10 protein-coding genes, 1 tRNA gene and 1 pseudogene are annotated in these 14,474 nt (G+C 52.6%); 3 read left to right on the forward strand and 9 right to left on the reverse strand.

Annotated features, from left to right (window positions below; translation table 11 throughout):
• Nucleotides 1-203: 203 nt before the first annotated feature.
• Complete coding sequence (locus IPH59_14180) at nucleotides 204-611, forward strand: hemerythrin family protein (GenBank protein ID MBK7092844.1); 408 nt, start codon at nucleotides 204-206, stop codon at nucleotides 609-611.
• Between the two features lie 101 nt (nucleotides 612-712).
• Here the strand turns inward: IPH59_14180 and mscL are convergent, their stop codons facing one another.
• Nucleotides 713-1,108 (reverse strand): large-conductance mechanosensitive channel protein MscL, encoded by a 396-nt coding sequence (gene mscL, locus IPH59_14185; protein ID MBK7092845.1) that lies wholly within the window; start codon nucleotides 1,106-1,108, stop codon nucleotides 713-715.
• 119 nt (nucleotides 1,109-1,227) lie between these two features.
• Nucleotides 1,228-2,943, reverse strand: coding sequence for an NAD+ synthase (locus tag IPH59_14190; GenBank protein ID MBK7092846.1), 1,716 nt, complete (start codon nucleotides 2,941-2,943; stop codon nucleotides 1,228-1,230).
• 322 nt (nucleotides 2,944-3,265) lie between these two features.
• On the opposite strand from IPH59_14190, the gene IPH59_14195 reads away from it, so the two are divergent.
• Together IPH59_14195 and IPH59_14200 are read left to right on the forward strand one after the other, a co-directional pair.
• On the forward strand, nucleotides 3,266-3,685 hold the full coding sequence (locus tag IPH59_14195) for an Rrf2 family transcriptional regulator (protein ID MBK7092847.1): 420 nt from the start codon (nucleotides 3,266-3,268) through the stop codon (nucleotides 3,683-3,685).
• Nucleotides 3,686-3,843: 158 nt separating this feature from the next.
• Nucleotides 3,844-3,916, forward strand: a tRNA-Ala gene (locus tag IPH59_14200).
• 65 nt (nucleotides 3,917-3,981) lie between these two features.
• Here IPH59_14200 and IPH59_14205 read toward each other — a convergent pair.
• The 7 genes and pseudogenes from IPH59_14205 to IPH59_14235 form a co-directional block, all read right to left on the reverse strand.
• Entirely contained in the window at nucleotides 3,982-4,788 is an 807-nt protein-coding gene (locus tag IPH59_14205; protein MBK7092848.1) for a dockerin type I repeat-containing protein, read from the reverse strand.
• Nucleotides 4,789-4,808: 20 nt separating this feature from the next.
• Nucleotides 4,809-6,731, reverse strand: a complete 1,923-nt coding sequence (locus IPH59_14210) for a T9SS type A sorting domain-containing protein (GenBank protein ID MBK7092849.1) — start codon at nucleotides 6,729-6,731, stop codon at nucleotides 4,809-4,811.
• Between the two features lie 106 nt (nucleotides 6,732-6,837).
• Nucleotides 6,838-8,943, reverse strand: coding sequence for a T9SS type A sorting domain-containing protein (locus tag IPH59_14215; GenBank protein MBK7092850.1), 2,106 nt, complete (start codon nucleotides 8,941-8,943; stop codon nucleotides 6,838-6,840).
• Nucleotides 8,944-9,130: 187 nt separating this feature from the next.
• A pseudogene (locus IPH59_14220) lies at nucleotides 9,131-12,287 on the reverse strand (efflux RND transporter permease subunit).
• 7 nt (nucleotides 12,288-12,294) lie between these two features.
• Nucleotides 12,295-13,056 (reverse strand): efflux RND transporter periplasmic adaptor subunit, encoded by a 762-nt coding sequence (locus IPH59_14225; GenBank protein MBK7092851.1) that lies wholly within the window; start codon nucleotides 13,054-13,056, stop codon nucleotides 12,295-12,297.
• The gene (locus IPH59_14230) at nucleotides 13,025-13,885 is read right to left on the reverse strand and encodes a hypothetical protein (protein ID MBK7092852.1); all 861 of its coding nucleotides are present in this window, start codon (nucleotides 13,883-13,885) and stop codon (nucleotides 13,025-13,027) included. The genes IPH59_14225 and IPH59_14230 overlap by 32 nt, the downstream gene beginning before the upstream one ends.
• Nucleotides 13,886-14,019: 134 nt before the next feature.
• Nucleotides 14,020-14,313, reverse strand: a complete 294-nt coding sequence (locus IPH59_14235; protein MBK7092853.1) for a hypothetical protein — start codon at nucleotides 14,311-14,313, stop codon at nucleotides 14,020-14,022.
• Nucleotides 14,314-14,474 lie beyond the last annotated feature (161 nt).

The following is a 14,474-nucleotide window of genomic DNA, read 5'->3' on the forward strand; positions in this document are numbered from 1 at the left end:
TTAGCGCGTTTTCCCCCTTCCCTACTGCGGGAAGGGGGAAATTGATAGCTCTTCCACATGAGAAAGTTAGTAGCTGCTAATCAAAGAAATCTTCAAGAATACTTCCTGAGCGTTAACAACTGATGATTCCGATGCCGATTAATATAATGTAGACAAACATCTCTGATTAACATCTTGAGAGAATTGAAGAAAGAACCTACCGGATGCTGATTACTTGGAACGAAGATTTGAGGACAGGCGATGACCAAATAGATCATCAACACATGTATCTCATAGAGCAGACAAACCGGCTCTACGAGTTGATTGCTAATGGTATCGACCAAGAAGAGTGCCAGCGATTAGCAGCGAAGTTAATTAAGTACGCGAGCAAGCATTTCGCAGCAGAAGAGCAGTTAATGGAAGAACTACTCTATCCGGGTTATCCCGAACACTTGCGGGAGCATCAGGAGTTTAGCAAGAGAGTAGTTGATCTTTTCGAGCGACAAGTGCAAGGAGAGAGGATTACCCCAGAGGCTCTCAAGGGTCTGCTATCCGAATGGTTTACGCATCACATCCGAAACTACGATCTGGCATTGGCGCATTTTGCCAAGAAGAGCAAAGTGAGTCGATAGAGACTGATTGAGTAGTTCGAAAAACAAGTTAGAAGAATCGGAGACGAGCTGTTAAGCCGTCTCCGATTTTTTTGTGCATCCTGAATGAGAGATGATGCTGATTAGCGTTTCTGCAGGGCGTCGCGAATTTCGGTCAGGAGTACGACTTCCTTGGTCGGAGCCGGCGGTGCGGCAGGGGCTTCCTCTTTCTTCTTCTTGAGGCTGTTCATCCCTTTGACAACAATGAATATCGCAAAGGCAACAATGATGAAGTCGAGTACCGTTTGGATAAACTTGCCGTAAGAAATGACTACTGCAGGGGCGTCACCAACGGCATCTTTCACTGTAAACGCAAGATTGGTGAAATCCACGCCACCGAGCAGTACGCCGATGGGCGGCATAATGACATCACCGACAAGTGACGAGACGATTTTGCCGAATGCGGCTCCGATTACGATACCGACGGCCATGTCGACGACATTGCCACGCATGGCAAATTCTTTGAATTCCTTTAACATTGGTATTCCTCCATGGGTTATGAAAGTTGTTGATCGTGCAAGTTGGTATATATAGACCGAGTTACATCAAGACTCAGACGCCGGGATGATTATAGAGAATAGTCGTTGATTTTGTCAACTTAGAACTTGTTGGTAATCGGCCAGCGACGATCCTTGCCGAATGAACGAGGCGTAATTCGCGCACCGGGCGGCGACTGGCGACGCTTGTACTCGGAGGCGGCGACCATGCGAAGGACGCGGCGAACGGTTGCCGGGTCAAAGCCTGAAGCGACGATATCGTGTTCGTCGGTGTCGAGTTCGACGTACAGGCGAAGGATTTCGTCGAGCACTTCGTACGGTGGAAGCGAGTCGGTGTCGAGCTGATTGTCTTTGAGTTCTGCAGTCGGCGGACGTTTGATGATCTCGCGGGCGACGACTTCCCTCTTTCGAGAGCGATTGAGATGTTTCGATATCTTGTAGACGAGGGTCTTGGGGATGTCTTTGAGGACAGCGAATCCACCAACCATATCGCCGTAGAGCGTTGTGTAGCCGACTGCGGCCTCGGATTTGTTACTGGTATTGAGCACAATGGCGCCGAACTTGTTGGAGTAGGCCATTAGCAGATTGCCACGGATGCGCGCTTGAAGATTCTCTCCGGGGAGTCCGGTAGTGCAATCGCCGAAGACGGGGTTCATGAGTTCGGCGTAGTCTTCGAAAAGGTCAACAATCGGCAAGTCGCTCATTTTGACGCCGAGGAGTTGGGCTTGTTTCATAGCTGCACGATGGGATAACTCAGAGGTAAAGCGCGACGGCATGAAAATCAAATGGACGTTGGCTTTGCCGAGGGCTTCAACGGCGACGGCGGCGGTGAGAGCCGAATCGATTCCGCCCGACATGCCGATCACGGTATGCTTGAAGCCGTTCTTGAGCACGTAGTCTCTGGTGGCCAACACGAGTCCCTGATAGACTTCTTCTTCGAGCGGTAGCAACCGCGCAATCCGGGCTGTGACTTTACGGGACAGTTTCCGGCGGTTAGAATCGGAAATTTCGGCGTACTTGATCGGGAATTGGCGATCAGGGTTGGTACCAGCGCGCTTGATCAACTCGAAGGCAAGATTATTGGCGGTGCGGGCTTCGGGGATATCTGCAATTAACAGCTGTTCAGCGAATTGCTCGGCGCGGGCAATGACCTTGCCTTTGGGATCAATACCGAGCGAAGCTCCGTCGAAGATGAGTTCATCCTGACCACCGACCATATTGACATAGAAGACGTGGCTGTTATTGCGAATGGCGCGATCGCGGAGCATCTCGATACGCTCTTCGGCCTTGTGCATATGGTAGGGCGACGCTGAGATGTTCAGGATAACGCGAGCGCCGAACGAAGCCTGCTGTTCGGTAATGCCGGGGCAAAGCCAGATATCTTCGCAGATGTTGATTCCGATGAGGGTATTGCGCAGACGCAGCAACGGCATTTCGCTGCCGGGCTGGAAATAGCGTTTTTCATCGAATACCCCGTAGTTGGGAAGGGCGACTTTGTTGTAGGTTAGCAACAATTTGCGGTTTTGGATCACAGCCGCGGAATTGTAGACGCTATTGCCCTGCGAACCAGCGAATCCGCAAATAACGGCAATATTGCCGACGCGGGAGATTAACTTCTTAAGATAGGTCTTGTTGGCTTCGATGAAGCTACGGTTAAGTAAGAGATCTTCAGGGGGATAGCCGCAAAGCGTCAATTCAGGGAACATGACCAGGTCGCAGCCCTTTGCAATGGCGGATTCGACACCGGCGGTGATTTTATCGAGATTATCGGCGAAAGCACCGACGATTGGATTGACTTGTCCCAAGGCGATACGCAAATTGTTGTCTCCTCATTAATTGCCCTGCAATTAATACGCAGGGAGAAAAGATGCAACAGGTTCTTATGGGGTGCTATTTCGGGAGAGGAACGGTATAAATCATAGACGAGTGCCAATATATTTGCCAATTGGGGTAAATTTACTAAAAAATCCATTTACTTTTGGCACAAACTATATTTCTATTCGTATGTAGAAGTAATTATAGACCGCTTTTGGTTTTGTTGACTCGGCGGTCGAGTATTGAAAAAGTAAACTAAGCTTGGACGTAACATAAGTACGCAACCGCGTGAACAGCGGTATGCGAAGAGGAGACAAAAGAGCAATGAAGATTTCACGGAAAGCCGACTACGCGCTCAGAGCGGTGTTGCATATTGCGCGTCAGCCTAATGAAAAACGCAACTCGATCAATGTCATCGCTGAAACCGAGAGTATTCCTCGCGACTTTCTGGCGAAAATCCTAAAGGAGCTAACCCGCGCTCAGATTCTGAAGTCATATCAGGGCGTGCATGGCGGATATCAATTGGCTAAGACGCCGACGCAGGTAAGCGTGCTGGATGTTATCGAAGCGATGGACGGTCCGTTGGGCCTGAATCTTTGTGTCCGCGGCGATCGCGGCTGCGACTGCGACAAGGCAGATCATTGCAGCATGTACCCGTTCTGGTCGAAGCTGCAGGTGCAGTTCCGTTCGCAGTTGAAGGGTGAGACGCTGGCGAAGCTTAAGGGCGCCGGCAAGAAGAAGTAGTCTTCTTATACAACTGATTGACGAAGGGCATGTGGAAACGTGCCCTTTTTCATTGGTGATGGGCAGGCAGAAATAATCGGCTTGACGAAACGGTCTGAGTGTATATTTTAGGGGGCTGAAGTAAGCCAGCCTTAAGCTGGGTTGAAGTGGAATGTATTGGGGCAGTAGCTCAGTTGGGAGAGCGGTACGTTCGCAACGTACAGGTCAGCGGTTCGATCCCGCTCTGCTCCATTTTAATAAAGAAGACGGCAGTTCCGAGAGGAACTGCCGTCTTTGCGTTTGGGGTGGATTTGCGCTTAACAGGGTTCAGTGCCGCCGGAGAAAATATAGCTCACCATATTGACGAGGTCGGACATGGTTATATCGCCGTTACAGTCAACATCACCCATTTGGAATGGACTTGGTGCTTCGCCTGAGTGGAAGATGTACTGGATCAGGAACACGCAATCAGAGATATTGGATCTGCCATCGCCGTTGGCATCGCCTTTGACCCAGTTCGGTGCGACGACATCAAAGCAGACTGCCGGCAATAAAGGATCGCAATTGGGGCACTCGTGGAAAGAGGGGCGAAACGTTTCGGTGCCAGTCCAGAACTCGAGTCTACTGACTGGGGGAATGAAGATATCGTCGACGCAGAACGGTCCGTCGCCGACAGCAAGGCTTGTGGCATCCAACTTCAGCGAAAGGACGCGCGTCAATTGTTGGTGGTCCGGTAAAGCGTATTCGGCGGACATTGCCGCTCCCCAAATACTTGAGACAGCAGGCATTTGTGATGCATCGACTTGCCATCCCGGGGGAAGTTCCCAAATACCGATGGACTCTTCGTCATCAATCGAAATATAGGGCGACGAAGCCGGCACTGTGCCGTAAGGCGAATGCCAGGCAACCGCGCCGATATTGGATGAATACAGAAGCGGAAGTCTGATCATATAGAGCGGGGTAGAATTTTCAATCCAGATCTCAACATCGTTTAGATAGCCGGCATAGACGACATCGTGGGGATAGTTGACGTGGATGCGGACCTCATAGCCTGCGGATAGTGAGGTCGTAAAGATCGCAAGCAGGATGAAGGTCGTCACGAGTGTTTTTTGAATCGTGAACATAACAGACTCCTATGTCTGAACTATTTCAGCAATACCATCTTTCTGGTTTCGGTGTAGTTCCCTACCGTGGCACGATAGAAGTAGACGCCGCTGGGATAGCTGCGAGCGTTCCAATCAACGCCGACGATACCGATACCGGTGCCGGTGAAGGTTTCGACGACTTGGCCGGAAACGTTGATGATACTCAAGATCCAATCCGATAGAGTCGGCAAGTTGATGTTGATTCGGGTCGTGGGATTGAACGGATTGGGTGTATTCTGATCAAGGGAGAATTCAGTCGGAAGCGACGATTTTGATAGCTCAACGGCGATGGGATTTCCGTAGTAGTCGGCAATCTCGGCGCTGAGGATTTTCGTACCGGGAGCAGTATTCAGCAAGGCGACCGTGCCGCTATTGAGCTGCGCATCGCGGCTGCCTAAGCGCGGCAAAAGGAGCACGCGGGTGATGTTGTCGGTCTTGGCCGCTTGCATCATTTCAAACTCGGCCAGATTGTTGATTACGATCTGCTCCGATGCGGGGCTCTGCAGTTCGAGGAGGATGCCGCCGATGTCGGCGTTGGAATTCAGGACAATTGTGCCGTTCTCGACAGTGAGAAGAGCCACAGCACTCTGAGCCGACTTCGGTACAAGAGGCATGATTTCCCCGGACATGATTCGCATCATGTGGACGATATCTGCAACAGTTAATGTATAGCCGTCGTCGTTGATGTCGCTTCCGCAGATTTGCAATGGCGGAAAGATAGTCAATGCGGGCAGACCATAGAGAAAGTAGTTTGAATAGACGACAAAATCGCCGACTTCATAAGCAATTCGGTTCACGTTCATATCGCCGCGGACGCAAAATGAATCCGCACAAAGGAGATCAATACCGCCATTCCAGAAGTTCACGAAGTTGCGATTCCATAGATCAGGCACGCCTTCGCATTGACCACACGACCCGCCGAAGCGCCATTCATTGTCGCAATCGATATTAGTCAACTCATAGTTGGGATCGACAATGGGATCGGTGTTTCCATAGTCGTACACGCGGCAGGAAGTATTGTGAATATCTGGATAAAGTGTTTTGATGGAATTGTCGAGGCAGTTGTTCCAGACAAAGCGGATTGGCAAGAATTGACAATCGTACCAGTGATTGTGTGCAATACTGAAGTTCATGGTAACAAGCGCATCGCCGGAGGAAACGTAGTTACAGGCAGGGTAGATTTCCCCATTGTTGATATCCGCAATTGCAGAGATTCTGAGTACTGCGGTGGGTCCTGATTCAACAGGGGGACCATCCAGTGAATAGCTGTAGTTGAAGTACTCCCACTGGCAGCCGGACGATCCGAGGCTGCTTCCAAGGTCGACCGACAAGAAGTTCAGGATGTCGGGATTGAAGTTTATGGCGAAGTCGAATCGCTGCATTAGTTCAGCGCCATGATAGGTTATTGGGACTTCAACGCGGTCGCCATATTGGCCGTTGACGCTTGCGATTTTGAGCAAGGAGGGTACGCCGGAAAGAAGCTCCGTCATTATGATGCAACTATCGGCGGCTCCGCAGTTGTCGGTGACAATGATTAAGAATCGAAAAAGATTCCCACCGTCGACAATATCGAAAGCTACTGTAAACACACCGTTCTCATCAATTGAGAATGCACCGGCAGGCTGCACATCGACAGCAACCGCCGACCAAGTTAGAGTTTCGCACCCGGGAGTCGGGATCGCATCAAGATCCCACTCTATGTCATTGCAGACGAAGCCAAACAGAAGAGAAGGCGGACAATTGACAAGTGTCGGCGCATCGAGAGATTGGCTGGCGGTTCCCTCCGCATTGCCGAGCAGGTCACTACCGAGAACCAATGAGTATGAGGATAACAATGAAATCAGAATAATCGAGAAAAGGACCACAGTGAAGTCCTTCAATGGCCTCGCACTCGTATGAGAGAGGTGCACTTGATTGGACATGGTTTCTCCTTGAAAATACCTTGAGTGATAGCAAGGTAATCCAATGGCCCTAAAATGGCAATAAGAATCTATGATAGTCGGGACGGAGCTATGCCCTACGCGGCTGCTACTTCAGCAAGAGCATCTTCTTGGAAGCAGTCCACGACCCGACTTGGACTTTGTAGAAATAGACGCCGCTGGGATAGCTGCGGGCGTCCCAATCAACGCCGACGATCCCGATGCCGGTGCCGGAGAAGGATTCGATGACTTGGCCGGTGACGTTGAAAATGTCGAGAGACCAAGCGGATAGCTCCGGCAAGTTGATATTGATCCGAGTTACAGGATTAAACGGGTTGGGGAAATTCTGAGCGAGCGCGAATTCTGTCGGCAGGGCTCGACGTGATAGCATTGAAGACATCATATTGCCGTGGTAGTCGGAAATTTCGATAGAGTCGAGGGTAGCGCCGTGCACCTTGATAATCTCGTTGACTCCGACTGGTATGCTGGCATCAAAGAGCTCGATTCCCGGCCAAAGCAGGACGTGCAATTTGCCGTCGCGAACGGCGTAGTTCAGTTGAAGCTGAGTGTAGTTGTCGATGAACATTTTTTCCGGCAAACTAAAAGTCATGTGGACTGCTGCGATTGGGTCGGGGCTGTCGATAGTGACAATGCCGCCGAGTGCGTCAACTTGGGCAGTGACCGCGAAGGGATGAAGTTTCGGGAATGGCAGGGCATCGCCCACAATGACACGGAGTAGATAGGCTAGATCGCCGGTTGTAAGTACGAAGCTGTCATTATTGGCGTCAGATTGTGCGACTTGTGCTGCGGTGTTTTTTGTGAAGACACCAAGACCGCCGGTGAAGTAATCAGCTAATAGTGACGCATCGGCGATTTCGTATGGAATTCCGTTGAGGTTGACATCCCCGGCGAAATCAAGCTCGGTACAGCTCAAATCAACGCCGCCATGTTGAAAATAGATGTCGCGAACTCCAGGTAGCGCGTCATCGCAATCAGCACATGCGCCGCCGTAGGAGATTTCGGGACTGCAAACGGAGTCGGTCATTTCGTAATTAGGGTCGTTCAACGGGTCGGCGTTTTCGAAATCAAACACGCGGCTGGAAATCCAAGAAGTATCCCCAGCGATGTTCGTCGTCGAGTTATCGCCGCAATCGAGCCAGGCAAATCGTACCGGGAGGTAGTAGCACTCAAAACTCGGGTCGATTGCGATATAGAATCGCAATTTAACAAGCTCGGCATTTTCGCCAAACTGACTGCAGGAAGGCGATCCGGCGATGTCATTGACGTCGGCAATGGCAGTGATACGCACGAGCGATTCAACGCAGTTCCAGCCACAGGAGTTACTTGTGGGGGTGTATTTATAAGTGAAGTACTCCCAGCCGCAGGCATTGAGCGCATCACCGGGTTGTGCGGAAATGAAATTCAATGGTAGCGAGTTGAATGCAATGAGAAAATCGAAGCTGCCGATTTGCGCGGAGCCGATCCTGCGGATGATGCTGACCTCTTCAACAGATCCAAGCTGACCGCTATGCGTCTTCTCAATAGCCAAGACTTGGGGAACATGATCGAGAACCTGCACAGAAAATGCCGCGGTGTCTGCCCCACCGCATTGGTCGGTAATTGTTGCATAAAACGACTTGGTGAGTCCTGCCTCGGAAGGGTCGGTGAGCCATTTGAAGAAGCCGGTGCCGGCGATTGTTGGTGGATTGACCACGGCGTCAGAAGCAGTGATAGTCCAGTATGCAGCGTCGCAGGGGTCGGCATCGACGGAATTGAAGTCGTAGCTTGCCTGCTTGCCGGCTGGACAAACGAGGCCAGAGGACGGGAGATTCATGGTCAAGTTTGGTTTGGAATTGGTCCACGTGATTTCGAAAGTATGATCGGCGGTCGAGTCGCAGGAATTGGTCGCGGTGACAGTAACCGAGGTCGAACCGCAAGTCATTATCGTCGGCACAGAGAGTTGGCCAGTCGTGGGATTGATCGTGCCAACGGTAGTAGAGAAAGTCACCGGGTCGGCGGGATGATCGTTGCCGCCCTCGGTGGCATTGAAATCGAATGTATAGGCAGAGCAGTGGTTCTTGTTAATCGACAACGCGGGCGCCGATGTGAAGATTGGCGGATTGCAGTCGGCTACGGCCACGGATGTCACGAATGCGAGAACAAGAATTGCTGTTAATAGAAACGTGCGCGAGAGGTAAGTAAGAGAACTCGTCATTGCCGCCCTCCGGAAATGTGAGGAGATTGCTACGTGGATAATATCGGTAAAATCGTCAGAAGAGCAAGGAGAAAGTGGGCTGGCTGAATGCTGGGCGGGAAGCAACGCGTTGGGAGCGTTGAAATGGACAGGGCGGAAGGCACGCTTCCGATTAATCTGGATTGCCCCGCAAACGCGGGATTCGCCCTTAACTCGGGGCTCGCAGAGGGTCGCGTTTGCTTCCAGCGCCGGTATCAGATTTCGAAGTCAGCAGCGGCGGAAGATGGGCTGGCCCAAGGATGATGCAGGCGAGGTCAACCCCGGATTCGCTCCAAAGATTGAATGGTACCGGCAGGATGACCAAGCGCGGTTGATGTCAGGATGCCGCCGATGACCACAGTCGCCAGAGGGCGTTGGACCTCGGCGCCGACACCGGATGAAAGTGCCATCGGAATGAAACCGAATGCTGCTACGAGAGCGGTCATTAGTACGGGACGCAGTCGCGACTCGCTGCTGGTGCGAACGGCAGTTAACAAGTCAGCGCCCTCGGAGCGTTGACGTTTGATGGTGGATACAAGAACCAGACCATTCAGTACTGCGACGCCGGATAGTGCGATGAAGCCGACGCCGGCTGAGATGGAGAACGGCATATCGCGCACCCAGAGCGCCAGGACACCACCGACTGCGGCGAGCGGAACACCGGTGAAAATGAGAATGGCATCACGCACAGAGGAATAGGTCCAATAGAGCAATGCGAATATTAACAGAAGCGCAATCGGCACCACGATTGCGAGTCGGGTGCGTGCCCGTTCCATGTTTTCGAATTGGCCGCCGAAGCGAACGAAGTAACCGGGATCGAATTTGATTTTCTCGCTGATCTGGTCGCGGACATCATCGACGAAGGTGCCGACATCGCGACCACGAACATTGCATTGGACGACGGCGCGACGCTTGCCCCATTCGCGGGTGATTGTCGAATAGCCGCGGTCGATTTTGGGAATCAGGAGTTCGTCAAGGGTTAGGATAGCACTGCCTGACTTGATCGGAATTCGTTCGATGTCTTCGGGAACAGCGGCATAACTTGAGTCCATGCGGACCATCAAGTCAAATCGTTGTTGGCCCTCGAAGACTTCGCCGACGCGGATTCCGCCCATGCTTTCGACAAAGCCGAGGGCCTCGGCGGCGGGAAGTCCGTGACGCGACAGTTGTTCGCGATTGAGTTCGAGACGCAATTGCGGCTGGCCGATCAACTGCTCGACCGTGATGTCAGCACTGCCGGGAATTGACTCGAGCAGAACGGCGATTTCTTCGGCTTTGGTTTCAAGAAGTTCAAGGTCATCACCGAAGATTTTGATGCCGACATCGCCGCGGATTCCGGCAATCATTTCGTTGACGCGCATTTCAATCGGCTGGGTGAAGACGCGTTTCATGCCGGGAATGTCGGACAACTCAGTATCGATTTGCTGAACCAGTTCCTGCTGAGTGCCGGCGCGGGTCCATTCGCTTCGAGGTTTGAGTGTGATAAACAAGTCGCTCAGTTCGAGACCCATCGGATCGGTTGCAAGTTCAGCCGAGCCGATACGCGTCCAGACTTGGTCAACTTCAGCCGGAAATTTCTGGAGAATGATCTTCTCGATGTTGGTGTTGTTCTTAACCGATTCGTTGATATCGATGCCAGCCAATCGAATGATGTTGACGGCAATTGTGCCTTCGCCAAGCCGGGGAATGAATTCCGAGCCGAGGCGTATAAACATCAACGATCCCAAGACCAGGGTGAGAGCGGTGATGGTCAACATCGCGGCACGATTTTCGAGAGCGAAGTTGATAATCGGGCGATAGAGGCGCTTTGCCCAGAGGATAAGAATCGGTTCGCGTTCTTTGATCGGTTTGGTCATGAAGAGCGCGATCAGTGCCGGGATTACTGTGAAAGATAAGATCAGCGAACCGATGAGAACAAACACAACGGTGAGCGCCATCGGGCGAAACATCTTGCCTTCGACGCCTTGGAGAGTCAACACCGGAAGATAGACGAGGATGATAATCAATTCGCCGAAGAGCGTGGGTTTGCGGACTTCCATGATCGCATCGCGAATGACATCAAAGCGGCTTTTGCCGGCGTTGTCGTGGCTAAGACGCTGGACGGCGTTTTCGACCTGAATGACAGCGTTGTCGACAGCTAAGCCAAAGTCGATGGCGCCAAGACTCATCAGGCTGCCGATGATTCCGACGCGCGACATTAGATCGAATGCGAACATCATCGAGAGCGGAATTGCCGAGGCGACAATCAATCCGGCGCGGATGTTTCCCAAGAAGAGGAACAGGATAGCGACTACCAATGCCGCGCCCATCAGCAGATTGTGCTCGACTGTGCGAAGAACATTGTCAACCAATTTGGTGCGGACATACGTGGAGCGAACTTCGATACCTGCGGGGAGTGACGATTTGATTTCTTCGAGACGAGCGTTCATATCTTCCGCGATCTGGTGCGAGTTGCCTCCGGTAATCATGAAGCCGAGCCCCAATACGACTTCGCCTTCACCCTGGAAGCTGGCGGCGCCGCGACGGATTTCGTGACCGATGACGACATCGGCGATATCTTGCACTTGAATCGGGACATCATCGCGTGTCTCGACGACGAGTTGCTCGATCTGTTGGCGGTTGGCAATGTTGCCGACGCCTTGAACGAGTGTCTGTTCACCGGCGCGCACCATTTGTCCACCGGCGACATTGCGGAGGCCATCTTGTAGACCCTGAATGACAGCTGAGAGGGTCAGGTCGTGTTGTACCAGACGGTTCGGGTCGATGAGGATGTGAAATTGCTTTTCAAAACCTCCCCAGCCGTTGATTTCGGCGACACCAGGCACCGATTGCATCTGCGGTTTGATGATCCAATCCTGCACAGTGCGGGCTTGCGTGGGATCGTCGTTCTTAGAGATCACGACATAGTGAAATATTTCACCGAGACCGGTCGAAACGGGACCGAGGCGAGGCGGTTCGATTCCATCCGGCAGAATAACGGAGAGAAGACGCTCGGAGACTTGTTGACGGGCGAGATAGATGTCAATTTCGTCTTCGAAGATCAGGTTGACCTGCGAGAGGCCGAACTTGGAGACGGAACGGACCTCGGTTAAGCCTGAGAGTCCGGACAATTCGCGCTCGACCGGAAAGGTAACCTGTCGTTCGATTTCGTCAGGCGTCCAGCCGGGGGCCGAGACGTTGACTTGCACCATCACCGGAGTGGTGTCGGGGAATGCGTCGAATGGAAGATCAATAAGCGCAATGGTGCCGACAATCACCATCAAGGCGGCGGCACAGAGAACAAACCAGCGCCGCCGGATTGTGAATTCAATAAGTCTTTCCAGCATCAAACGATCACAGTTCCGGCTCGAGGCCGCAACAGCCGGTGCCCATACTGCCCTTCATCAATTCGGTCTTCAGCAAGTAACTGCCGCCGACAACAACCATTTCTCCGGCCTGGACTCCGGAGCTGACTTTGTAGTGTGACCGGTCGCCGCGTTCTACTGAGACTTTGTGGGGCTGGAACTTGTTCTCCCCTGCCGCGACGAAGACGACATTGCAACAGCCTTCCCACTGCACAGCGTCCTTGGGGACGAGCAGTGCGCCGGAACCTGCGTTACTCTGGACGAGCATGCGTCCAAAGCGATTGGCTCGGGCAAGATTGTTGGTGTCGTTGAGACGAGCGCGGACCATTACCGTTCGCGTTTGCGGGTCAATGTACTGGGCGATCCAGAAGACTTCCCCGCCGACACGGTCGAGAGAGCGGCCATCTGAGGCGAACTCGATTTTTTGACCCGATCGAATTCGACCGGCATCGCGCTCGCGGATATGACCCTGGATCCAAAGCGCGTTTGCGTCGCCGACGGTTGCAATTGTGGAGCCGGCCTCAAGTGTAACGCCGAGAGTGGCGCGACGCTCAAGCAAGGAACCGTCAATACCAGCGCGCAGTTGCCAACGCGATGAGATGCCCTTGGATTCGATTTGTTCGAGTTGATCCTCGCTCATGCCAGCGGCGCGGAGCTGACCGGCAACACCGTTGAGACGCGCGATGGTCATGGCGGTTTCGCCCTGGATTTCGTCATACTCAGCGCGACTGATCAGATTGTTGCGATACAAAGTGTCCGCGCGTGCACTTCCGGAGCAGGTCGACTCTGGATTCGGTCAGAACTGCAAGATAGTCCGACTGGAGAGCGGCCATTTGGGGAGAATCGACTTCACAAATCGGGCTTTGCGAAGTAACCGAAGTGCCGGCTTCACGCAACCACCGAGTCACTGTGGCTGGGATAGAGACAGTCAGGGTTTGAGTGCGAGTTTCATCAAAGACAATCTCGGCTGGAATCTCAAGGACTTCGCCGGAGGATTCTGAACTGAGCACCGGCTCAAGTGTCACACCGGCACGGATGACCGTTTCTGCCGAGGCGAACTGTATGACCGCGCGGTCGGTTTCGCAACGGTTGGCGTTTGGCGGGAAGAAGATATCGGGAGGCATATAGAGTTCCGACTTAGCGACAATCGTCTGTTCTTGCGGGAATCGAATTCCCGGATTGCAGAGTCGGCAATGGGACTCGGGAATGCCGTGACCGGCACACCAATCGCCGGAAGCTTTGAAGCCGGCGATGAGCTCTTCATGACAAAGTGTACACTGTGATTCCGGTACACGGTGTTCTGCGCACCAGTCGTTGCCGGTAATCTCCGTGCTGTGATCGTGGCCATCGTCGGTGGAATGTCCGGCTGGGATAGCCGATGCAGTGGCGCCGTGATCGTGGCCGTCGTCAGCGGAGTGTTCGGCCGGGGTGGTCGCCGCTTCGGCACCGTGGCCGTGGCCGTCATCGGCAGAGTGGGTCGCCGCCGGTGCATGCGGCATCAATGTCAAGGTGGTCAAGACACCGACACCTATGCCGAGCGCGGCTATGATTAAGTATAGAAAAATCGTTTTCGTGGACATGAATGGTCCTCGCCTAATTAGATGTCGTAACTGGGCAGCAATTGAATCACGCCAATGCGTGTCAGACAATTCTGCGCATAGCGGGGATGAGTAAACTCACCCAGCTAAATTTGGGCAGTTTTGATGGGGATAAATTAGGATCGAGGAGGGGGGTCAAGCAGTTCCAGGCTTAGAGACTCGAAATTCTGCTCGACAGCAAATTCAATGATATCGCACTCGAAGATCACAGACTGGGTCGGATTTTCCGGGGTGATGGCCGGTGGCACAGCACAACAGCACCAGCAGAAGAGGCAATCGCTGCAAGTGGATTCTTCGCAACAATCGTCGCATTCGCCGATTAACTCGGTAGCCAGCGCCGAACCCATTGATAACATCAGGGCGAACAGGACCAGCAAAGCAATTTTTCGAGTCATCTTCAAGTACATCATTAATCCTTATACTCCTGATAAGATAACATGTTTGCCGGTTTTTTCAAGTATTAGATTATCGGTCCACGTAAATCATCTGTTCAATCGGTGAACAGTTAATCATTGACAAAATCAAGGCATTCCCCTATGCTTGTGGTGGTATCGCCACTTCTGTGAGACTG

This window comes from bacterium (assembly GCA_016708315.1).
Lineage (GTDB): Bacteria > Zixibacteria > MSB-5A5 > CAIYYT01 > CAIYYT01 > JADJGC01.

Excerpts from the sequence above, each read along its gene's own strand:
- IPH59_14180 (MBK7092844.1), top strand. The coding sequence starts at position 204 with ATGCTGATTACTTGGAACGAAGATTTGAGGACAGGCGATGACCAAATA.
- mscL (MBK7092845.1), bottom strand. The coding sequence starts at position 1,108 with ATGTTAAAGGAATTCAAAGAATTTGCCATGCGTGGCAATGTCGTCGAC.
- IPH59_14195 (MBK7092847.1), top strand. The coding sequence starts at position 3,266 with ATGAAGATTTCACGGAAAGCCGACTACGCGCTCAGAGCGGTGTTGCAT.
- IPH59_14205 (MBK7092848.1), bottom strand. The coding sequence starts at position 4,788 with ATGTTCACGATTCAAAAAACACTCGTGACGACCTTCATCCTGCTTGCG.
- IPH59_14210 (MBK7092849.1), bottom strand. The coding sequence starts at position 6,731 with ATGTCCAATCAAGTGCACCTCTCTCATACGAGTGCGAGGCCATTGAAG.
- IPH59_14215 (MBK7092850.1), bottom strand. The coding sequence starts at position 8,943 with ATGACGAGTTCTCTTACTTACCTCTCGCGCACGTTTCTATTAACAGCA.
- IPH59_14230 (MBK7092852.1), bottom strand. The coding sequence starts at position 13,885 with ATGTCCACGAAAACGATTTTTCTATACTTAATCATAGCCGCGCTCGGC.
- IPH59_14235 (MBK7092853.1), bottom strand. The coding sequence starts at position 14,313 with ATGATGTACTTGAAGATGACTCGAAAAATTGCTTTGCTGGTCCTGTTC.